Source organism: Peptostreptococcus faecalis, from assembly GCF_900240845.1.
In the GTDB taxonomy this organism is placed as follows: domain Bacteria; phylum Bacillota; class Clostridia; order Peptostreptococcales; family Peptostreptococcaceae; genus Peptostreptococcus; species Peptostreptococcus faecalis.
In genome coordinates, this window is the sequence record NZ_OERU01000001.1 from 1,062,708 (window position 1) to 1,087,255 (window position 24,548).

Consider the following 24,548-nt stretch of genomic DNA (forward strand, 5'->3'; position numbering starts at 1 on the left):
TATGCTAAATAGTTTTCGTATACTAAAACTTTTTATTCTATTTTCACTTATAGTATTCATTTTTTTAGAATCGGTAATTTTTTTTGGAGGTAGAGATAACCACTCAAAAGATTCAAAATATATAATTGTTTTGGGTGCTAAGCTACATGGAAGCAGACCTTCAAAATCATTACTGTACAGAATGGAAACAGCTCTAGAATACATGAAAAGACATCCAAAAACAATTTTAATTGCTACTGGAGGGCAAGGGTCAGATGAAACAATTCCTGAATCAAAAGCAATATCTGATTATTTTATTAAAAATGGAATTGATAAATCTAGAATTTTAACGGAAAATAAATCAACAAACACATTTGAAAATCTTAAATTTGCTAGAAAATTAATTTCTCAAAATGGAAATATAAAGGTAAATATCGTTTCAAATAGATATCACTTATTTAGAGCTAAATTATTAGCTAGTAGGAATGGGTTTGAACCATACTCTATCCCAGCAAAAACTCCTAAATCGGTGATTCTTCAATCCTATTTGCGCGAATCTCTGGCATTAATAAAATCTTATCTACTTGATAGATAAGATTTTATATAAAAAGACTACGGCATATGCCGTAGTCTTCTTATATTGAAAAATATAGTTAATAATCATTCTATATTATTTGTATAATATATTTAATTATCTCTCATTTCGCCCTCTAATAAAGAGTATATTTTTTTGTAAGTATTTTCGTTTATACCTCCACCTATTTTATATACAAGACTTGCACTTCTAGGATTTAATACACTCGACTGATACTCTCCGACTGAGTTACCTGCTAATATCACAGGAGAGTCACTCCTTTGAGCAAACGCACTTACAGTTATTGCATCAATCGGTGCACTGGACCTAGTTAAAAAAGCTTTCCAAGAGAAAGTATCCTTATAAAATGTTTCAATTACTTTTGAGTTGGTTTCAATTCTATCTTTTCCATTAATTCTTTTATTTTTTAAATCTTTATTTAATGCTTTTTCTACTTGTGTTATCACATTATCCGATAGTACATCTGGACCTCCTATAAAGTATATGTTTTCTACATTCTTATTTTTTAACCATTCTAAATTGTCTTCACTCATACCATTTTTAGAAGATATTAATATAGGGTTCTTTTGATACCCTGCCTTTGAAGCTATTGATAAAACATCGACCATAGCATCTTCACTGGCTATATAAATAGTATCTATAACATTTTTACTATCCATCCTATCAGCTACTTTCTTCGACTGCTCTTGAGCATTAATTCCATATATTCTATCTATAAATATATTAGGTATCTTCTTTTCTATATTCTCGATGTCCGACCTCATAATAGAGTTGTCATTTCCTAGTATTATTAGATTTTCTACTCCAAGTCTTTTCATTTCATTTATTGTTGCATCACTTACTTTACCAGCAAAACTCAATAGAATAGGCGCGTCGTAACTTGCTGCAAGAGGGCTAGAAACAACTGAAGATACTAACTCGTTACCATTTACTAATATCGCTGTTTTCGATCCATTTGTCCATCCTCTTTGACTAATTTTTATAGCCGTTTCAGCTCTGTCTTGTCCCATAAGTTCACTTTGATATGGCTTTATTCTATCCCCAGTATTTACAGTATTCTCATACAAGCTCTTTAAATCATTGAAAACCTGATTTATATTCACAATATCCCTTGCTGAGAAGAACATACTGCCCTTAATCTCAGGGTATTTTCTATTTAGTTCAATTTGTTTTTTGATCTCTACTGCTACATTTTCACCATTGTATTCTGACTGCCCATGTTTGTAAATTCCTTGACCAATATATAAGTCTACATTTGTACCTTTTACTTGCTCAGCCCACCATTTTACTAATGTAGCATAATCTGCTTTTGAATGACCTATTTTCCAATATACTTGAGGAACAACATAGTCTACTAAATTATTTTTTATCCAATATCTTGTATCTGCATATTGTTTTACGTAAGACTCTCCACCAGAAGTATTTGAACCATTAGGATCATTTGAAACATTTCTCCATATACCCGCTGGACTAACTCCGAAATCCACATCTGATTTTATTGATTTTATACTGTCTTTTACTTGCTTAATCATGTTGTTGACATTATTACGTCTCCAATTATCCTTGCTCCCAGAACCATACTTTTTAAAAGTATCATCATCAGGGAAATTTGCACCTGGATAAAAATAATCATCAAAATGTACACCATCGATATCATAATTTTTAACAACTTCAGAAACAGTTGCTACAATATATTTTACAACCTCTGGATTACCTGGATCATAATACCACTTATTATTGTACAATTTTGCCCAACCAGAATATTTATTTAATGCGTTATTTTTATCGCTTGATGATTTATCAGAATACACAGATGCTCTATATGGATTAAACCATGCGTGTACTTTTATTCCTCTTTTATGCGACTCCTGAATTATGAACTGTAATGGATCATAACCTGGAGATTTCCCTTGAGTTCCAGTTAAAAATCTTGACCATGGATTTATTTCTGATTTATATATTGCATCAGATTCCGGTCTTACTTGCACAACTGCTGTATTGATACCAGCTTCTTTAAGTTTGTCTAAAAGAGCAACATATTCTCTTTTTTGTGCCTCTGGATTTCCATATGAACCTTTAGAAGGCCAGTCAATATTATATACTGTAGAAATCCAAGCCGCCCTCATTTCGTTGTCATCAGCTTTAACAGAATTGTAACTGTTAGGTAAAATCAATGTTCCTATAGCTAGTACTGTGGCTGTGACTAAAGTGATTATTTTCTTCATACATACCTCCTAAAAAATATTCTAAATACAACTACCATTATATTTATTTAATGACTAGTTTCTTTCATAATACATAATAACATATATAGACCTTTTTGTTTTATTTTTATAAAAAAAGACGAGGATTAACCCTCGTCTACAAAATTTATTTTATTACTCTTCTAGCAGATGTATACTGACCTAACTTAGCTATTGTAACAGTCGTTCCAGGCTGAGGTGCATGTATATATTTACCATCACCTATATATAAACCTACATGATGTACTGGCGATCCCCAGAATATTAAGTCTCCCGCTTTTAGGTCGTTTTTACTTACATACGAACCTACTGTAGCTTGATCTCTTGATACTCTTGGAAGCGATACGTTAGCTCCATTTTTAAATGAATACAACATCAATCCTGAGCAATCAAATGTATTTGGTCCTGTAGCTCCCCAAACGTAACGAGCTCCTATTTTCGATTTTGCAACCGCTATTACTTTATTAATTTTTTCTTGAGCAGGAGTTACAAATGTAGTATTTGGTACCCATCCTTCGACAGATCCATCTCCACTTTTGACCTTTACAAAACTTCCGCTATTAGAAATTATTTCTACTCCACTACCTTTGTATATATTACCAACTGTTTGTGAATTATTATCAGCACTCTTTTTTACAGCAACATTATTCAATACAATATCTGTCTTTACAGAAGTATTTAATGATCCATCTGCATTAAACTTACATGTTTTACCATCAATATATTTAATAGTATTAGCATACATTACTCCACCTTGTCCAAAGTAGTATGTAACTCCATTGATAGTTCTCCACATATTTTCAGCTCTATTGAATGTATTTAAGAAGTAATATTTATTCTTACCTTCTTGGAACCATCCTCTAGTCTTTTTACCATTTTCGTACTTATACCATTTTCCACCTTCTTTTAGAAGTCCGTTTTTAACAGTTGAAGATGCCTTTGATAAAGTTTCTTCCCCTAGTTTATATAAGTTTTCTTGTTCCTTTGTAACTACTCCAACTTCTTTGCTATTGTTTGGGGTAATCATATGACCATCTTTATTGAATTGATATACTTTATTATCAATCTTTATTTTTTGATCTTTAACCATTACTCCATCTTTATTGAAGAAATATCTTTTTCCGTTTATTGTTCTCCACATATTCTGTGGCAACTGGTATGTATTAATTATATAGTACTTGTTACCATTGTAATTAACCCACCCTTTTGTCTGAACATTTTTAACGTAAAAGTACCATTTTCCATTTTCTTTTACAAATCCGTTAAAGCCTCCAGAACTACCTTTTATTGCTTTATCTTCTACAGATACTTCAAAAGTATTCTTTTCTTCATTATTGTTTGGTGCATTATTAGATTCCAATGATTCACTTATATTGTTAGAATCGCTTCCTTCCACAGAACCATCAGAAATATTGTCATTAGCAATACCTTCATCCACAACTTCATTATTGTCTTGAGTTTGAGTGGCTGATATATATTCCGTCTGCTCTACATTATCAGCCAGCGATATTGCCTCACCGAAGCTAGACGAAATTATAAAGGTTGCCAAAACTATTGCAATTACATTTTTATTCTTACCTTTTTTAAACTGCATCACTGCCTCCTCCAAGTTAATTGTTATCCAACATGTTTTATTTTAGCATAGTGTTTTCTAATATGCAAGCAAAATATTACATTTTGTAACTTTTAAACTCAGATTTTGTTTCTTTTTTCTCTACTTTGTAACTTTTTTAAACTTACTTTTAACTCCATTTTTAGCTAAATTAAGCAACAGAGTGTATTCTTCTACCTTCATAAAATACATTACTATAGCATATACCAAGGCTCCAATAAGCACTGATAAACCTAGCTTAATAACTTTTATAATTAAACCTCCTTGTAATAAAGGTGTAACCGCTCCAAAAACAAAAGTTACTACAACCGCCATAATTAAAGCTGATATTAAGCATTTAATGAATACTATAATATTGCTTTTTGGGTTAAATTCTGTAATTTTTTTCTTCATACTTCTATTAAATAAGAATAATCCTATATAGGCAGATATTGCTGTTCCTAATGCTAACCCTTGATATCCAAAGGGTTTTATAAAAGCTAAATTCAAAATAATATTTAAAGCTATTGCTATTATACTATTTGTCATAGGTGTTTTACTATCTTCTACTGAGTAAAATCCTCTAGACATTACATCTCTTAGAGCAAATGGTAACACTCCTGTTATATAAATGACCAATATATTAGCCGTCATAATAGTATCTTCTGGCTTAAATGCATTTCTTTGGAATAATACCTCAACAATAGGATTTGCTAATACAATGCATCCTATTATTACAGGAACAAGAGCTATAATTATAACATTCATAGTCTTTACCATACTATCTACAAAGACTTGAATTTTATCAAGAACAACTAGACTCGAAAATTTAGGATACACTACTGACAAAATTGATGTTATAAAAAGTGCTTGCACAAATTCATACAGTCTCATTGCATAATTAAATGAAGCAACTACATTAGTTCCTAGTAAAGATGCCAGAGATTTATCTACAACTGCATTAATTTGATTTGCTCCAACTCCTATTACTACTGGAATTATCAATATCAACATATCCTTCATTATAGGATCATGTAGATCAATATTTCTCGAATATTTGTATCCTTCTTTGTATACAAAAGGAACTTGAAATAAAGTTTTAGCAAGTATAGCAATTAATGTACCTACTATCAACACGACTGGACTCGTCTTTAAACTTATCAATATAGACACTATTATTATTATGCTATACGGCATTCCTATCAGCCCTGGCACTACAAATCTTTTTTTAATCTGTAAAAAAGCAGTGAATATATTGGCTAGACCTACAAATATTATACTTGGAAGCAATATCCTTGTATATTGCACGCATAGTTCATATACTTCTCCAGTATATCCTGGAGCAAATACTTTTACTAAAGGTTTTGCTCCTATTATACCTATTACAGATATTACTAGACATACTATTACCACTGTATTAATTACAGAGTTAAGAAATGCCATAGCTCTCTCTTCTGAATCTTCTTTGACTAATTTATTATATAATGGAATCAAGCTAGTAGCTAGTGCCGAACCTATTACTGCAAATAAAACTACTGGTATATTATTAGCAGTCGTATATACCGCTGTATACGTACCTGTTCCATATGCAGATGCTAGAACAGAATCTCTAGCAAGTCCCAATATTTTTGACAGAATAGTTACTACCATTAATAAAAAGGTAGCCTTAACTGTTTTTGACATAATTTACTCCTCTATATAATATCTAGAGAATCTCCAGATATTTCCCGTATTTAAATTTCGTTTATATTTATTTATATATACTTACTTATTTATTTCTATCAATTTAAATGTTATTTACATCCTCTGGTTTTATATACGTTTTAACTAACTTTCTCATCAGTGGATCTATTTCATCTTCTTTTTCATTAAAAGCCGAATCCTTTAACTTATCGAGCAAGAAAAATATTTCATCTTTATTAAATGATTGAGGTTTACCTATAAATATTTTATCATGCTCAGTATTTTTTAAGCCTTCTTCCGACATCAATAATTCTTCATATAACTTTTCGCCCGGTCTTAATCCAGTGTATTTAATTTTAATATCTTCACCTGGTATAAAACCACTTAATTTAATTATATTTTTGGCTAAGTCATCTATTTTTACAGGTTCGCCCATGTCTAAAACAAATATTTCTCCTCCCTTTGCCATTGCGCCTGCTTGCATTACAAGGTTAACAGCTTCTGGAATAGTCATAAAATATCTTATTATTTCCTTATGTGTAACTGTCAGAGGACCACCTTCTAGTATTTGTTTTTTGAATAAAGGTACTACCGACCCACTGCTACCTAGTACATTTCCAAATCTAACTGCTACAAATTCAGTTGAACTAAGGCTATTATAAGTTTGGATCAACATTTCAGACATTCTCTTTGTCGCTCCCATAATATTAGTTGGATTTACAGCTTTATCACTAGATATCAAAACAAATCTTTTTACGTTATATTTATCGGATATTTTAATTAAATTTAATGTTCCAAAAATATTATTTTTTACAGCCTCTGTCTTATTATGTTCCATCAAAGGCACATGCTTGTGTGCAGCTGCATGAAATACAATCTCTGGATTATATCTTTTAAATATAGAGTCTAGCCTTTTCTCTTCTCTAATATTGGCTATAACAACATCAAGATTTAGCTTTCCCGAGTATTTCATAATTAACTCTTGTTGAATATCATAAGCCCCATTTTCAAAATTATCCAGTATTATAAGTTTTTTAGGTTCATACTCCGATATTTGTCTGCACAATTCTGTACCAATTGTACCGCCTCCGCCTGTCACTAGTATCACTCTATTCTTTAGATAGCCATTTATTTTTTCAATATCCAGACTTACTGGATCTCGTCCTAACAAATCTTCTATTTCTACATCTCTGACTTTTTTAAAGGATACTTTGCCATCTATTATTTGTGACATACTAGGAATCGTTCTAGTATAACAACCTGTTGACCTACATACATCAAGTATTTCTCTTTTACGGCTGTTTGAAATATTAGCTATTGAAAATATAATTTCATCAATTCTGTACTTCTCAACTAGATGTGATATTTTATCAACTCCACCCATTATTTCTACACCAAAGATTTTACTCCCATGTAATTTTTCATTATCATCAACGACAACTATTACTTCTCGTTTTAATTTTTGTTTATTTCTATTTATCTCGTTAAGAACCATCTGCCCTGCTTCGCCGGCACCTACTATCATAACATTTGATACGTTGTAGTTTTTCTCCATATTATCCCCTCTTACTCGATCAGTAAATTTTACTGTGAATCATGAGATTTCACTATCAGTCTATTATATTTTTGTATTATAACAAATACGAACTCATAAATACTTATTATAATACAAAAAGCTTTGTAAAAGCTACTTAATTTCAAATAAATTAACACGCAATACAAAGCTCTACTATAATAGTTTACTTTTTTATGGGATACTTTTCAAGTATATCGCCATATATTTTAGATATATCTTCAAAGTTATCTTCAAATTTGTAATTATTTTTCACAAATTCTCTACCATCTTTTCCCATTTTCATTCTTAGATAATCATCTGTCATAAGTTTTTCCATAGCTATATATAAGGAATCCACTGATTCAGATTTCACTATAATTCCTGTTTTTTCAGGGTCCACTGATTCAGGGTGACCACCTACTTCAGTAATTATCACAGGAACTTGACATGCTTGAGATTCAATAGCAGAAACTCCAAACCCTTCCCTTAAGGATGGAAATACACACACATCACACATATTATAAGTTTTGGCCACATCTTCTGGACTAACTCTACCTAGAAAGGAAATAGTCTCCGGTGCAATACAATCATTTGCTCTAGATTTTAATATTTCCATTTCTTGTCCGCCTCCACCTATTAAAAGCCTCATTTTCTTTCCATTAAAAACCCCATTATATTTCTCGTATAATTTATCATATGCATCAATTAAATACTTTATACCATATTTTTTTTCTAGACTTTTTACGATCCCAAAAGTAAAATATGCATCATCTTTAAATTCTTCCATAGGTTTAAATCTTTCCATATCTACACCAAAATATGTTATATGGACTTTCTTATCAGTATATAGATTAGACTCTCTTCCCATGTCCACGCTATTTGAAAATATATAGTCTGCCTTTTTGAAATTATGTTTAATTATCCATTTTTGTATAGCTCCATTTCTCGGAAAATCATAAATGTCTGTTCCCCATACCGATACTACAAAAGGATGATATCCAACTAAGCTCCCTAAAAAGCCATAACTACTCGCATATTGAGCGTGAAAAATATCTGGCTTAATGCTATTTACTAATTTCAAAATACTTCTTCTATGCAATAAATATCCAAATTTTTTATATATTTTTTTATTTCTCAGTTCATTGACATTTGATTGAAAGTTATGAACCTTAACCCCTGGAATTTCACCACCGTTTAATGATATAACATGTATTTCATATCCTTTTTCAAGGAAAAATTTACACCACTTCTTAACATGTGGATTAGAGGCGTCTGCTAAATAACATATTGTTTTCATAATATTTATTACTGCCTTCCTATTGAATAATATTCTATATTAGTTTCCTTTATTTCTTCTAAATCATAACAATTTCTTCCATCAAAGACTAGTGCTCTTTTCATCAATTTCTCATAATTTTTAATATCGTATTTTTTTATTTGATCCCACTCTGTCATTATGAAGCACATGTCAGCATCTGCAATTGCCAAGTCAATATTATTCTCATATATTATACTATCTGAAAATATTACTTTAGCATTTTCCATACCTACAGGATCATAGACATGAACATTCGCACCTCTTTCTAACAAATATTTAATATTTACAATTGAAGGCGCTTCACGTAAATCATCTGTACCTGGTTTATATGTCAAACCTAAGACTGCAACTTTTAATCCTTCGAATGAATCAATCATATTTGATGCTTGTCTTACTAATTTCATTTTTTGAAGCTCATTGACTTCTATTGCCGCTTTTATTGTTTTTAACTCATATCCATTTGTATTTGACAACCAGTGTAAAGCTTTGGTGTCTTTTGGAAAACAAGACCCACCATATCCAATACCTGGCTTTAAAAAGTTTTTCCCTATTCTATCGTCATAACTCATACCCAAAGCAACATCTTCAATATCTGCACCCACTATTTCACACAAGTTCGCTATATCATTCATATAAGAAATTTTTAATGCTAAAAAATCATTTGAAGCATATTTAACCATTTCAGCTGAATTTCTATTTGTTATGACAAAAGGATTATCGAACGATTTATATATATCTAACATTCTTTCCTCTGCCCATTCACTCTCTACACCAATAACAATTCTAGATGCCTCTAATGTATCTCTTACAGCTGTTCCTTGTGCTAAAAATTCTGGATTTGATGCCACTTCAGCTCTTATATTTCTTTTTATTTCTTTTTTTAAATATTCTTCTACAAAATTATTTGTACCTATTGGAACAGTAGATTTTACTATTACAAGTATATCTTTTTGTGCTGATTCAGCAATTTGTTTTATTACTTTTTTTAAATAATCTAAATTTGCAGATCCATCGCTTCTTTCTGGAGTGCCAACTGCAATGAATATTGCATCAGCATCACTATATGCATAAGCATAATCAGTGGTATATTCAATATTTCCACGATTTTTTGCTTCTTTCATCATTTTTTCTAAATCTTTTTCATATATTGGAGGAATTCCATCATTTAACATTTTGATTTTGTCTTTGTCTACGTCTACACAGACTATGTGATGATGCCCTTTTTCTGCAAGACAAACACCTGTGACTAGCCCTACGTATCCAACTCCTGCTATTGCTATTTTCATATGTTCCTCCTTAATCTATTTTAATCTCTCTCTTTTTTAATTCTCTTTTTAAGTGCGTTATACGCATAAAATACAAATACATACATAGCTTTAGGTAAACTCAAATGCTCTACATTTCTATAAGTGTTCCATGTTCTTTTAATAGCCGTCCACTTATTATCTGACAGAGATCCACTTACAACTCTATACCAAACTAAATCATCATATATACCATATGCAAACTTAGTTCTTTTAAGAAGCTGTAGCCATGTTGCAGTATCCTGACCTCTTCTTACGTCAGTCATTCTAAAATCACCAATAATTTTTTTATCAATCAAAACTGTTGAACATCCTATTATTGTATTTTTTAGAAGTCCATTGTAATCAATTTTTTCTGGAGCTCTAGCAACTTTATTCATTGGTTCTCCATTTTGTAAAACATATCTATATGATGTAAAACAAAATCCAACTTTTTTATCATTAAGTAACTCAAGCTGTAATTTAAGCTTATCTGGTTTCCAGATGTCATCACTATCCAAAAAAGCAATATATCTACCATTTGCGACAGAAAGTCCGGTATTTCTGGTAACTGCGGCTCCAGAATTTTTATCTAGTTTTATATATTTAACTCTACTATCTTCTTCAACTTTTTTATTAATAAGTTCAGCTGACGAATCAGTAGAACAATCATCTATCAATATCATTTCCCAGTTTTCATATGTTTGTGCCTGAACTGATTCAATTGTTTGAGATATAAACTCTTCGGCATTATATACTGGTGTAATAATTGATACCAAACTTTCTTTCATATGAATTCTCCTCGTTAAACTCTTTTCGATTTCTTTACTGGAAAAATGCTTTTTATTCTAACTTTTGATACTCCATAAACAATCAGTATTAATCCAATATTTGTAGGTAAATCTACCATTATACTTTCAGCAAAGCAATATATCAAAATACTTACTATCAGTAGTATTTCATCTTTTTTGTTTTCTAAACAAAGCTGGTATAAAGTATAACACATCATTGCAATCAATGCTACAAATACAACAATACCCATACTATATAAAGACCAAATATATCCACTATCTAACGGCATTCTTTGTGTAAAAAGTATATCTCTTATATTAGGTGCATATCCGAATAAATTGATACCTTTTGATGAATGCATTAAATAAGAGTTCCAATATATAGGCCTGTGTGAAAGCACTTTATTGATAAGGTAGTTATTGCTCAAAAAAACAGTTATAACTACACTCAAAAGTGACATAAGTGCTGGGAATGATGCTATTAAATAACTTGGTATTTTTTTTCTAACATCAACTAATTTCAATATAATAAATGCTACTACAGTCAATATAGCTGTCAAAAGCCCTGTTCTTGTCATTGTTTGCGTATACATTAAAAATATCATTAAAAAAAGAACTATAAAATCAATCTTTTTTTCGCTGTAAAATATATAATAGAAAAATGCAGACCAAATCATAAACATGCTGATAAACGCTGTATTAGGATTACCAAATCCAAAGTCATTTCTACCTTCTAGGTATTCAGTTGGATGTATCCCTAGAATATTACTTAGTAAATATATAGAAAATAAAGCGGTACTTATAATTATAAACCACTTAATAACTGTTCTAAATTCAAGTGCAAAAAGACCTAAACATAAATAGTAAGTATATACCATTGTAATATTTTTAGAGAGAACAAATTGAATACCTGCCAAACCTAGAAAGGCAAAATGGATTATATTGTAATTTTTTCTATTTTCAAAAATTAATAATGTTGCCAGAACCAAAGATACAATCATAATGTACTTTGACATATTAGGAAGTGAAAAATACGTTCCATAATATTTAAATACTGCTAGAAAAATGATTAAAATCCCTATACCATTTTTCCATTTATCTTTATTCATCAATATGTACCTCTTTTCTATTCCATCTATAACATTCCTAGAAATTATTAATATCCAAATTACTTTTTCAATTTAATAATTTCATTGTAAATTCTTTCAGAGTTTTTGTCATCTCTCATATTAAAACTCATATTTACTCTATTTAAATACTTATCATCCATAACAAAATTATTTTCAAAATAATTTTCTAAATCGGAAACCAGTTTATCTTCATCAATAACTATATCTCCAAATCCATCCGTAGCATAATTAAAATATCCATCTAAATATCTATCATCTGGTATGTTTTGATAATATATTATTGGTTTTCTCATATATGCAAAATCAAAAGCTACTGATGAAAAATCTGTTATCATTAACTTAGATTCCTTTAACAGCTCTTGTACGTCAAATTCACCTTTATCGGCAATAACTACTCTATCACTTGAAATTTCAAAAGCACTTTTGTAAGGTTGCATCTCATAGTGAGGGTAAAAAATCAAGTCAGCTTTATTTTCTTCCAACATATTAATCAACTTTTTATTATTTATTAGACTGTTTAGAGATTTAAAGTAATCAGAGTTTCTAAAAACCTCTTCATCACCTATACCTTCTCTAAGATACGATGGTGTAATTATACCTTTTCTCCATGTAGGCATAAGAAGTATTTGATTTTTTACTGAAAACTCATTTAATCTATCATATCGAGCTAGTCCGGTTTGAACTACAACTCCTTTTTTAAATCCATAATGATCTCCACTTATATCTTCACATTCTCTTTTTGTAGTCGTAATAAATAGGTCCAACATATTTTTATGATTAATATCTTTACTGGCATCATTCATCATTACTCCATGCTGTAAAAAAACAAAGAATTTCTTGTCTTTTCTATCTAAAATCATCTTATATAGCTTATAGCTCCAAGGTTCTAAAAAGCCTGTATGTGTAGATATTGCATATTTACAATTAATAAATGCTACTTTATGTTCATCGCTGTTATATTCGATTATATTTCCCAAATCCTTTACTTTGTTGTAATCTTTTGTACACGATGAATCAATTACATACCAAGCATTTATCTCTGGATGTGATTCTCTTAAATACTTAAAAAAAACATATCCATTGTCTTTTGCTTCTACGCCTCTTTCTGATATCAGCCACATGTCAGTATATTTTTTATCATCTTTATATTTTTTTGCCAATTCGTTGAATTTCAACATATCAATCGCTTGTTTAGACAAACGCACTACTTTATTAATTTTGCTCATACTAAACCTCTTATTTGCTTATAGTTTGAATTTTATTTGCTCTTTTAAAGAAGATGAAAATATACTCCAAAATTTTCCATCATTATTATTTTCTATTTCTTTTTTCTTTTTTATTGCAAATGCTATAAATATAAAAAATCCTAAAAAGGATCCAAATAATCTTTTAAATAATGGACCTTTCCCAATCATAGATTTTTCATCAATATAATTTACTTCCTTGTATGGGTGATATGCAACAATTTCCGGAAAATAGAACATTTTTCTTTTTCCTTCATTGTAAGCATCCATTATATATATATTTTCTTCTCCGGAATTGTATTTTGTTCCTATTCCAAATCTTTCATCAAATTTGTGTGTATGCGAGTCAATGCTTTTTGAATTAAACCACATATCTAATGTAGCTTGTTTTAAAGTTTGAAATCTTTTTATTCCCATTATTTTTTCTTTAGGATAATTTATTGTAGATTTCTTTTTCTTAGGATCATAATGCTGAAATATAGCTACGTCAGGATTACATTCATCAAAGTAACCTTTCACTATTTCTAATGCATCATCTTTGTACCAACAATCATCATCGGTAAAAGTATATACATCTCCACTTGCTAAATCCATAGTAGCATTTCTACTAACGGCACACCCCGTTCCTCCTGCAAAAACATGCTTATATTCAAAGCTATGCTTTTTTAAGATTTCCTCTATTTCATCAAAATTTGTTTGTGATCCTACAATCACTTCAAAATTTTTATATGTTTGTCTATCTAGGCTATCAAATAAAAAATCTAAATCCTTTAGTCTAGATCCATATGTTCCTAGTAGTAAACTAAATTTCATATGTCCTCCTATTTATTTAGATAAAAAATGCTTGTAAACATTAATCACAGCGTAATAACTAAAGCAAAATACCGACTTGAAAAATCCAATTTTTTCTTCATGTCTAAGTATATTCCAAGTCCAGCCTGCTGCTTTTAATTTATTACCTGAAAGCGAATTTTGTCTTTTTCTATAAAGAGCAAGCTTTTCATCAAGACCATAAGCTTTATGGCCTTTTTTCAATATATTAAGCCATGCAGCGTAGTCTTCATGATGAATATTAGGCATATGTATATTGTCTACATATTTTTTATCAATAACTACTGTTAAACATGATATTGCATTGTGCTTAAGTAAGTCATTGTAAGATAATTCTTTTTTTGCCTTCACTACTGTATTTAGCAAATTGCTATCAGAGTCAATAAATTGATAACTAGTAAACGTAAATTCATAATTATTTTCTCTCATAAAATTAATTTGCTTTTCTATTTTTTCGGGTAACCATACATCATCACTATCTAAAAATGCAATAAATCTTCCTCGTGATTTCTCAATTCCTATATTTCTTGCGTTAGATACTCCTCCATTTTTTTCAAGAAGAATCGGCACGACCTTAGAACTTTTAGATGCATACTCTTTAAGCATATCTCTTGATCTATCAGTAGACATATCATCAATACATAAAATTTCGATATTTTCATAAGTTTGACCTAGTATGCTATCTAATGTTTCAGCTAGATACTCTTCCGCATTATATACAGGTACTATGACAGAAACCAAGTTATCAATATATTTTTCGCTCATTAAAATAAATCCTTTCTATCTTGCACCCTCTCCTGTAAAGACTACCTTCACAGTCATAAATACTATTTTTACATCTAACATAATACTTCTATTCTTTATATAATATAAATCATATTCTAATTTTTCACCAGGATCCATTTCATATCCACCATTTACTTGAGCCCAACCAGTTAATCCTGGCTTAATAGCTAATCTGTTAACAAAGCATGGATATATTTCTTCGAACTCTTTTGTAAATATAGATCTTTCCGGCCTCGGACCAATTATGCCCATATCACCTTTTAATATATTCCATAATTGAGGAATTTCATCAATTCTTGTTTTTCTAATAAATTTCCCTACTTTTGTGATTCTAGGATCATCTTTTTCCGCCCATTGAGCTCCAAATTTTTCTGCATCAGTCCTCATCGATCTTAATTTATAGACATAGAATTCTTTTCCATTTCTACCTAAACGTTCTTGCTTGTATGTTATTGGCCCATTATCTTCTATTTTTATTAGTAGTCCAAATATTAAAATTATTGGAACACCTATTATCAAGGCTACTGATGATAATATTATATCAAATATTCTCTGATATAATTCAAATCCTCTACCTTTATTCACTATGCTATAATCTATCTTATCAATGTATTCTTTTAATATTTTATCATCTCCTAAATACTCATTAAAAGACATACTTTCCTCCCTTCATTTTCTAGCTTTAATAATCAGAGGTGTTTTACACACCACGAAATATTATACTAAAAAAAGTGCTATTTTACAAGTTGTTAGCGACGTGTTCTTAAAACTCTAGTAGCCATAACAACTGAAATGAGTATTAGAAACGCGGTAGTAGCCACTTTAAATCGTTCAACATTGAAGAAGTTCCTTCTCTCAATTAAAAATCCTACTTCATTTATTTCTTTATAACTCTTTGACTTGATCATTTCATTTTCTTCAGAACTAAAATAATTATTATTTATAAACATAAGTGGAGCATTGTTATCTGCGGCCAAAGGTGATATTGCCATTGCATTTATCAACTGACCTGATGCAATATGTCTTTTATGTAATATTTCTCCACCTTTAGATATATATACTTTCCCATTATTTTCATCACTGAAAAACTTATCTATAATTTTTATATTTACGTCATATCTATCTTTTCCAGTCACTTTTTCCATTTCTGGAAGAATTTTTTCTATGTTAGTATTAAAATATCCTTCATTTCCAATTAAATATGTTTTTTTAATTCTATACTTATTTATAAACTCTTTTAACTTTACTACATCCTCTTCTCGATTGCTCATGACAATGATAGGTATATTCTTATTCTGTGCATAAGGAGAAAAAGATATCGCGTTTGGCAAATCGAATTCATTTCCAGTAACCACAGCAATTGAGTCAATTTTTTTCTCTGAATTTTGCAATTCTGCCATCTTAAGTGAAAGGTTAATTCCTGGTGATTCAATTATTTTTTCAAATTTGTACCCATTGCGTTTCAAACTTCTTTCCACCGTCGGAGCAATTGAATTTGGACCACCAACTAATACAACTTTCTTAACTCCTAATTTTTCCATCTGATCATATACATCTTTTAATACTCGTTCTTTTTCTATATAAAATACTGGCATATTCTTTGAGTAAGCATAAGAAGAAGTTGACACTACTTGATCAATTGATTCTGTATTTATCAAAATAGCAGTATCTGCCTTTTTAAATCTTTTGCTTACAACTTTATTAACCGTTGTAAACCTACTATCTCCAGTATAACTATTAATCTTATATTGTTGTAGGTATAGCTTATCTAACACTTTATCTACACCTATATATCCTATTACCAAAGCTAATGCTATAATAATATATTTTAAGTATTTCTTCATATCCAGTCTCCTACTCTCTTTTTCATTATTACATTATACTATAAAAAGTAATAATTTAAAACAATATAAGCCAATCAATATTAAAACAGTAAAAAAGGACACATTATAATGTGTCCTTTTTTACTGTTTTAATATTTTAAGATATTTTTTTAATTTCATTAAAATGAAGCAACTATTCCCTTAGCAATCTGAATTCCCATCGTTTTTAATGCACTTTCAGAGTTTAGCATATTTACATCTTTTGAATTAGATATAAATCCACCCTCTACTAAAATTGCTGGAGCATCAGTATTTCTTACTACATATAAATGCGTTCCATCTTTGCTCCCTCTGTTTCTTAAATTGAACTTCTCTAATATGCTGTTTATAACATTGTTAGAAGCCTTATTGGCAAGAGCACCCTCTCCTCTAAATACTTCTACACCTGTACCACTTTGTTCTCCTGTAGCACTATTCACTACGTCTCCGCCTTTGTTGTAATGAATGCTACAGAAGAAAACCGCCTTATTCTTGTTACTCAACACTGCTCTGTCTTCTAGGCTTGGATAAGTGTCTGTCTTTCTAGTCATAATTACATTGGCACCGGCTTTTGTTAAATAGTCTGCACATGCTAAAGCTGTAATTAGAGTCCAATCTTTTTCTTTTATTCCATTAAGTCCTACTGAACCACTATCTTTTCCTCCATGTCCTGGATCTATTACTATAGTCTTCCCCTTTATATTGGAGTTTTCAGGTACGTTAGGGTTTGTACTTACTGGAGGTGTTGTTGTATCATCAACAGTACTAGAACTTGAATCTAATAATGATTTGATTTTATTCATAACACTTGAACTTATTCCTCCACCAACTTGGTAAACATTATTAGCCTGAACTTTATTTAAGTATTCAGAAGTCACGCTTGCAACTGATGTCTTAGAAGTTATTAATATAGGAGCATTTTTCTTTGTAGCAAATGGTCCTGCAGTAACAGTATCTATTAAGTCATTGTTGCTAGATTTTGTAACTACTAATGATGATAAGTTTGTATCTTTATAGAACTTATTGATTACCGCAATATTCGTGGCATGTCTATCGTTACCAGAAACTCTATTTGAGGTAGTTCCATTTTTTACAACACCTGATATTTTATTTATTAGGCTATTTGATATTGAATCAGCTCCACCTATATAATATGCATTGTTAACTTTACTTCCTAGGAAGCTATAAGCATTTACGTTGATTGAATTTTTATCAACAACAATTACAGGATTTTTTGTTTCCCCAGCTTTTGATGCTATACTCAAAGCATCAGCCGCACCATTCGAACCACTTACTACGTATGCTGTATCAACATTTCTAGCAGCTGCAATTCTTTCTGCAACAGAAGCCGATAATTCACCTGGTTGTGAACCAAATACTCTCTCGATCGTAGCTCCAGTTACACTTTTCATCTTATCTGCTACACTTTTTGATACAAGGTCTCTATCCCCAATAATATATACTTTCTTAGGTTTTAATCTTTTAAGTTCATTAGACACATTTGAATCTAATGAATTAGTATTTGTTACCAGAATAGGAGCATTAAGCATAGTAGCATATGGTGTTGCAATTAGACCTATCATTACATTTTTGCTATTTACAACAACTACTGAATCCGAACCATTAGGCCAACCACTCTTGCTTACCTGTACCGCAGTTTGATATCTATCTGCACCATAAATTGAACTTACGTTAGCCGCTGATTTTGCATAGTTTGCATTAAGCTTGCTTTCTACACTTAATTCATCTGCAGATAAGTCTTTATTAGTATCTTCAACTACATTTCCATCCTCTGTAATTTTACCAACACCTAGTTTTACCTCTATATTTTCAGAATCACCTTCACTTTGCGCTTCATCGTTTACCACAGCCTCAGTAGATTGTTCAACATTATTTGTAGAATCATAATCTGCCATCGAATTAGGTAAATAAGATGCCAGCATGACCAAAACCATAGTCAATGCTAAAAACTTCTTAGCAATTTTTTTCATAATACACCTTCCTTTCAATTATATACATACTGTGTTTTCCACATTTCAATTGTCAAGGCTATTATAACATATAAGTTACATTTTGTAACCATTTTAAAGAATTTAAATGGATTTTTTTATATTTTTTGTAACTATTAATATTTCCATCCAGTCATTTCGCTTATATTTTTTAGTTAGCAGAGCTTACATTTTCAGTCTGATTGTCTTCTCCAGTACTTGATTCATCAGCATCCACCTGGTTATTATTCTTTTTGATCACAACTTTTCCTTCAGAATCTCTATCTATTTTTTCTTTAGGAAGAAAATCTGTATAAAAACCACTAACGTAACTATTTCTCAACAAGCTAATCATTTTTTCATCATTGTAAGTAAACATATATAGACCAATTCCTCTATCAACTAATTTATTTGTCAATTCTTTTGAGAATTTAAATCTATTTATTGCAACAATTTTTATACCATGTTCATATGAAAAATCAACAATTTTATTTACTTCAAACTCTTCAATTCTATACGTAGTGAAAATCATTGATTTAAAATCATATATATTCATTACTGGCTTATACATTTCTTCGTAATATATTTGAGGTATAATTCTGTGAAGTACTGATGAGTCGATTTTTTTAGTTACTTTTACTAATTCTTTATAATTTTGCTCAACATCTTTTATATCATTTTTCTTTAAGTCAATAACAAGATACATATCCTTATGCTTTTGCATATACTTGACTATTTCTTCAAAGTTCATAGTTTCATATTTGTTCAATATCTTTTGATTTAAAAATTCTTTTTCAGTCGGAACTTCTTCTGCCCATGATTGAGGCAAATTCAAATTTGAAAGACTTTTTTTATCAAAAGAATGGAATAGTATCAGTTTATTATCAGAAGACAATGATATATCTGCTTCAAATACACGTATACCTTTTTCGTAATTTTTTTCCAAAGCATCTTTTGAATTGGTATATGAATTTCCATCGATACCACCTAAAGCATGTGCTATATATCTATTTTCTTTCACCCATGAATAGTTAAATTTTTTAGGATAGTTGTCCATATATACAGTCCCATCAGTCGCTTGAACAACATTTACATCCAATACTTTATATATAAAGTCTAAAGGTACATACACAGTATTTTCTGCAAAGACTACTTCACCTTCCATTTTTAATACGTTATTATTATTCAAAAACTTAACTTCATTAGAATTTCTTTTTAATATATATGTAGCTTTTCTATATTTCAGCTCTATTTCTCCTTTAGGTAAAAATTTATAACTTGCTTCTGTCTTAAAATTTTCACATAATTCTAGTACTGGAACATATACTATACCATCTCTAATTTTGTAAGGCTTATCCATTTTAACTTTTTTATTATTAGTTATTAAATTTTCTTTGATATTAGTATTTTTAAATTCAGAAATTATTTTTTTCTGATTTGCATAATAGTTAAAAAGATTAAAAAATCCAATTATTAATAATAAAGATACTATTAGTATAGCTATTTTTTTTATTCTTATTTTAACTCTTTCTTTTCCTATATCTTTAAACATCTTGCCTCCACTACTATTATAATTTACCCTTGCATTATACTATTATATATTTATCTTTATATCATATTTTTCTAAAATATTAAAAATAATTATCCAAATAATAGTTATAACTGCCGCATAGAATGCGGACGCTGTATCTATTCCTGTAACAGGTAGAATAAAATCAGTAGTAAACCAATTATTAAAATTCAGCCACGTACCTGTGTAAATCGACTTTATTTTTATAAGACCTATTAACTTATGAACTAAAGATACTGTAAAAATAATTAATATAGCATTTTCTCCAATTCTTTGAATAAATTTAACTACATGTTTGATATTTACAATATCGCATACAACGTATAAAACTGTCATTATAAAATATACATAAGAAGATATCCTTAAAACAAATGTGATACTAAATACGTTTCTATTCAAAGGAATCCATATTCCTATAATCAGTGATAATACATGCAATAAAATTCCTAATAAAAACATATTTACAATTTTTTTCAATTCATCATTCAATCTGTAGTAATTGCTGAGTATAGCTTTTATCGATCTGATATTTATCCAACTTTTTATATCATGAATCAAATTCTCCTTACTGAACCCATTTTGCTTAATCTTACTTATACGAATATAATTAATGTATTTCTTATTTTCTATTTTCTTTTTATTTATTATGCATCCTAGCGACAATCCATACATACCTAGCGATAATGAGGATAGAGTTGCTAATATTCCCTCAGGATCGGCTTTGGAAGCACTCAAAAAGTCTCCTATTACCATATTATCAAAAACAACGAATGCATTAGATTCTATCCCCTTACCACCAAATGCTATTGCAGTAAATATTATAGATATTATTGTACCAAATACCAGAAATACGTATGTTAGTGCGTTATTTTTTATTCTAATTTTCAAAAATGAAATATATAATAGTGCACATATTACATAAACAACAGCTATTAACTGATATCCACCTGTTAATCTTACAATTCCTCTTGCATCTACGAATAAAGCACTGTATACTAATCCAATTATAAATATAAGTATTGACCTTATCATAATCTTTTTTACGATTTCTAGGACTTTATCTCCATTTTCATAATTTTTCTTCACATAAAATGGTATCGACATCCCCATGACTAAGATAAATATAGGTAGTATTACGTCCGCAAAATTCATACCATTCCACGTAGATACCACATGATTAGTATTAATAGAATCTTCAAGACCCTGATTTATCAGAAACAATGCCATTATAACTGCAATTCCTCTGAGAACATCAATAGAATTAATTCTTAGATTTTCGTATTTTTTATCTTTTTCTCTTTTTTTATTATAGAAATTTCTAACTATAAGTAAGTATTTTTTTAAAGTATACTTAATTTTATTTGTCTCCATAAAACCACCCGTTATTAAAACTATTATATTAAATTGCAATAATTTATAAAAATTATATAATCACAATAATACCACAAAAACTAAGAAGGCAACTTCTTAGTTTTTGCAATACTTTAATTTTATTCATTCTCTTCTTCTTCAAAACTAAATACAAACTTCAATGTTTCAAGTCTTATTTTTCTATTTAGCGTTTCAAACATTTTATACCCTTCTATAGTATATTCTTTTACTGGATCTTTTTGTGCTACTGACACCAATCCCACACTCTGTCTCATTTGATCCATTAAGTCAATGTGATCAACCCAATATGTATCAACTACTTTTAACAAAATTTCTTTTTGTTGATATTCAAATGTTGCACGCGAGATCATCATTACTTTTAATTCATATACTCTCTTCACAATATCCATCGTAGCTTCAATTATTTCTTTCGGACTCATCTGTTCAATATTCGGAATCAAAAGAGTTCCATCTGGCATAAATGCATTGTATAAACTTTTGTAGAATTTGTAATAGTTTCTTGGCTTTGTTTCAAGGTATTTATGAACAAACTCAGATACAGTATCTTCTGCCATCTGCATTACCGTATTTTTTAGTTCAATCCCCTTTATAACCTTATCTCTTTCAGCATATATAACTTTTCTCTGTTTATCTATTACATTATCGTATTTCAATACATCTTTTCTCTGTTGGAAGTTTTTACCTTCTATACCCTTTTGTGCATTTTCAACTGCTCTAGTAAGTCTTTTACTAGAAATTGCACCTATTTCATCTGGCTTCAATCTAGAAGATAACTTCTTTATTTCCTTTCCACCATACAATTTCACAATTTCATCTTCAATACTGACAAACATTCTTGAAGTTCCTGGATCTCCCTGTCTACCAGAACGACCTTTAAGCTGATTATCTATTCTTCTTGATTCATGTCTTTCTGTTCCTATTACGTATAGACCTCCAAGATTTTTCACCTCTTGTTCCATTTTAGGATCTCCATTACCAAGTTTGATGTCTGTACCTCTTCCGGCCATATTTGTAGCAATTGTAATATTACCAATCATACCCGATTTTGAGACAATTTCTGCTTCTTTTTTATTGTTTTTAGCATTTAATATATCATGTTTTAGACCCGCTTTACTAAGCAAACTGGAAAGCAGCTCTGATTTTTCAACTGTAGAAGTACCTACTAAAATCGGTTGACCTGTACTGTGTGTCTTTTTAATTTCTTCAACTACTGCATTAAATTTTTCATCTTCAGTAGCAAATATTTTATCATTTAAATCGGCTCTGATAACCGGCTTATTTGTAGGAATTTGAACTACATTCATATGATAAGTTTCTTCAAATTCATTTTCTTCTGTTTTAGCTGTACCTGTCATTCCAGACATTTTTTCGTACATTCTAAAGAAATTTTGATAAGTTACTGTAGCCATAGTCTTATTATCAGATTGTATTTCTACATTTTCTTTCGCCTCTAAAGCCTGATGTAATCCATCTGAAAATCTTCTTCCATCCATTATTCTTCCAGTGAATTCATCAACTATATACACTTCTCCGTCTTTTATTACGTAATCGTCATCTATGTGCATAAGCTTGTGTGCAGTTAATGCTTGGTTGATATGATGGTATATTGCAATATTATTTAAGTTTGTAATAGTTCTTATTTTAAAGTACTTCTCAGCTTTTCTAAATCCCGAATCCGTTAAAGATACCGTATGTTCCTTTTCATCTAAATCATAGTCTTCTTCTTCAAGTGTTTTTATAAAGTTATCAGCTTTATAATACAAATCACTTATTGCTTCACCTTCTCCAGATATAATAAGCGGAGTTCTTGCTTCGTCTATTAAAATTGAATCAACCTCATCAATTATACAAAAATTTAGCTTTTGTTGAACTTTATCTTCAAACCTATCTACCATATTATCTCTAAGGTAGTCAAACCCATATTCAGAATTTGTACCATAAGAAACATCACACAAATACTGTTCTCTTCTAATATGAGGTGGTTGCCCAGTAATTATCGTTCCAACACTCATACCTAGTAATTCAAAAACAGGTCTTACCATATCAGCATCACGTTCTGCCAAATAATCATTAACTGTTACTACGTGTACCCCTTCTCCTGAAAGTGCATTTAAATAACAAGGAGCAACTGCAACTAAAGTCTTACCTTCTCCTGTCTTCATTTCCGCAATTTTACCTTGGTGAAGAACTATCCCCCCTATAAGCTGTACCTTATATTGTCTCATACCTAGAACTCTTTTACTCGCTTCTCTTGCAACTGCAAAAGCCTCTATAAGCAAGTCATCTAGTGTTTCTCCATTTTTTAATCTTTCCTTAAATTCCAAGGTTTTCTTGGCTAAATCTTCATCTGCAAGAGATGAAATAGTAGGCTCTAAATTCTCTATACTTTCAATTATTGTATCTAATTTTTTTATTTCTTTATGATCTTGTCTATTAAGAAACGAATCTAATACTGACATAACATTCTCCTTTATTGCTGTATATTTAATTTTATTAATAATCTATATTATCTTTTGTATTAATAAATTATTTACTATTTTGTACCTTGTCTATTTCCATATTGAGATAATTTACTTTAGACAAGCTTTTTATATTATACCACAATAATTAAGATTAGATTAAAATTTATTAGACTTTTTATCCCACTTGTTGTATAATAAAAATACTTAAAAATCACATTTCTTTTTTAAGTATTTCTCACAAAAAA

Annotated in this window: 18 protein-coding genes; 1 reads left to right on the forward strand and 17 read right to left on the reverse strand. The window is 29.9% G+C overall.

What is annotated here, in order from left to right; translation table 11 throughout:
- Position 1 precedes the first annotated feature (1 nt).
- Positions 2 to 574: a YdcF family protein gene (locus C0982_RS04870; protein ID WP_101773092.1), complete on the forward strand. Its 573-nt coding sequence runs from the start codon at positions 2 to 4 to the stop codon at positions 572 to 574.
- A gap of 92 nt (positions 575 to 666) precedes the next feature.
- Here the strand turns inward: C0982_RS04870 and C0982_RS04875 are convergent, their stop codons facing one another.
- The 17 genes from C0982_RS04875 to secA form a co-directional block, all read right to left on the reverse strand.
- Positions 667 to 2,799 carry a family 10 glycosylhydrolase gene (locus tag C0982_RS04875; protein WP_101773093.1) on the reverse strand — a complete coding sequence of 711 codons (2,133 nt, stop codon included), beginning with the start codon at positions 2,797 to 2,799 and terminating at the stop codon, positions 667 to 669.
- A 145-nt stretch (positions 2,800 to 2,944) separates the two neighbouring features.
- The gene (locus C0982_RS04880) at positions 2,945 to 4,411 is read right to left on the reverse strand and encodes a C40 family peptidase (protein WP_101773094.1); all 1,467 of its coding nucleotides are present in this window, start codon (positions 4,409 to 4,411) and stop codon (positions 2,945 to 2,947) included.
- A gap of 120 nt (positions 4,412 to 4,531) precedes the next feature.
- The gene (murJ, locus tag C0982_RS04885) at positions 4,532 to 6,091 is read right to left on the reverse strand and encodes a murein biosynthesis integral membrane protein MurJ (RefSeq protein ID WP_101773095.1); all 1,560 of its coding nucleotides are present in this window, start codon (positions 6,089 to 6,091) and stop codon (positions 4,532 to 4,534) included.
- 103 nt (positions 6,092 to 6,194) lie between these two features.
- On the reverse strand, positions 6,195 to 7,646 hold the full coding sequence (locus C0982_RS04890; protein WP_101773096.1) for a polysaccharide biosynthesis protein: 1,452 nt from the start codon (positions 7,644 to 7,646) through the stop codon (positions 6,195 to 6,197).
- Positions 7,647 to 7,830: 184 nt separating this feature from the next.
- Positions 7,831 to 8,943 (reverse strand): glycosyltransferase, encoded by a 1,113-nt coding sequence (locus C0982_RS04895; RefSeq protein ID WP_101773097.1) that lies wholly within the window; start codon positions 8,941 to 8,943, stop codon positions 7,831 to 7,833.
- A gap of 8 nt (positions 8,944 to 8,951) precedes the next feature.
- Positions 8,952 to 10,250: a UDP-glucose dehydrogenase family protein gene (locus C0982_RS04900; RefSeq protein ID WP_101773098.1), complete on the reverse strand. Its 1,299-nt coding sequence runs from the start codon at positions 10,248 to 10,250 to the stop codon at positions 8,952 to 8,954.
- A 20-nt stretch (positions 10,251 to 10,270) separates the two neighbouring features.
- On the reverse strand, positions 10,271 to 11,038 hold the full coding sequence (locus C0982_RS04905) for a glycosyltransferase family 2 protein (RefSeq protein WP_101773099.1): 768 nt from the start codon (positions 11,036 to 11,038) through the stop codon (positions 10,271 to 10,273).
- Positions 11,039 to 11,052: 14 nt separating this feature from the next.
- Entirely contained in the window at positions 11,053 to 12,147 is a 1,095-nt protein-coding gene (locus C0982_RS04910; protein WP_101773100.1) for a hypothetical protein, read from the reverse strand.
- A 59-nt stretch (positions 12,148 to 12,206) separates the two neighbouring features.
- Positions 12,207 to 13,394, reverse strand: a complete 1,188-nt coding sequence (locus C0982_RS04915; RefSeq protein ID WP_101773101.1) for a CDP-glycerol glycerophosphotransferase family protein — start codon at positions 13,392 to 13,394, stop codon at positions 12,207 to 12,209.
- Positions 13,395 to 13,412: 18 nt separating this feature from the next.
- Positions 13,413 to 14,225 (reverse strand): glycosyltransferase family 2 protein, encoded by an 813-nt coding sequence (locus C0982_RS04920; RefSeq protein WP_101773102.1) that lies wholly within the window; start codon positions 14,223 to 14,225, stop codon positions 13,413 to 13,415.
- Between the two features lie 12 nt (positions 14,226 to 14,237).
- Positions 14,238 to 15,008 (reverse strand): glycosyltransferase family 2 protein, encoded by a 771-nt coding sequence (locus C0982_RS04925; protein WP_101773103.1) that lies wholly within the window; start codon positions 15,006 to 15,008, stop codon positions 14,238 to 14,240.
- 15 nt (positions 15,009 to 15,023) lie between these two features.
- Positions 15,024 to 15,686: a sugar transferase gene (locus C0982_RS04930; RefSeq protein ID WP_101773104.1), complete on the reverse strand. Its 663-nt coding sequence runs from the start codon at positions 15,684 to 15,686 to the stop codon at positions 15,024 to 15,026.
- A 92-nt stretch (positions 15,687 to 15,778) separates the two neighbouring features.
- The gene (locus C0982_RS04935; protein ID WP_101773105.1) at positions 15,779 to 16,873 is read right to left on the reverse strand and encodes a cell wall-binding repeat-containing protein; all 1,095 of its coding nucleotides are present in this window, start codon (positions 16,871 to 16,873) and stop codon (positions 15,779 to 15,781) included.
- A gap of 158 nt (positions 16,874 to 17,031) precedes the next feature.
- Complete coding sequence (locus C0982_RS04940; protein ID WP_101773106.1) at positions 17,032 to 18,882, reverse strand: N-acetylmuramoyl-L-alanine amidase; 1,851 nt, start codon at positions 18,880 to 18,882, stop codon at positions 17,032 to 17,034.
- 169 nt (positions 18,883 to 19,051) lie between these two features.
- A complete protein-coding gene (locus C0982_RS04945; RefSeq protein ID WP_101773107.1) occupies positions 19,052 to 20,431 on the reverse strand; it encodes a stalk domain-containing protein in 1,380 nt (459 codons plus the stop codon).
- A 42-nt stretch (positions 20,432 to 20,473) separates the two neighbouring features.
- A complete protein-coding gene (locus C0982_RS04950; protein WP_101773108.1) occupies positions 20,474 to 21,820 on the reverse strand; it encodes a hypothetical protein in 1,347 nt (448 codons plus the stop codon).
- Positions 21,821 to 21,939: 119 nt separating this feature from the next.
- Positions 21,940 to 24,300 (reverse strand): preprotein translocase subunit SecA, encoded by a 2,361-nt coding sequence (gene secA / locus C0982_RS04955; RefSeq protein WP_101773109.1) that lies wholly within the window; start codon positions 24,298 to 24,300, stop codon positions 21,940 to 21,942.
- Between the last annotated feature and the right edge of the window lie 248 nt (positions 24,301 to 24,548).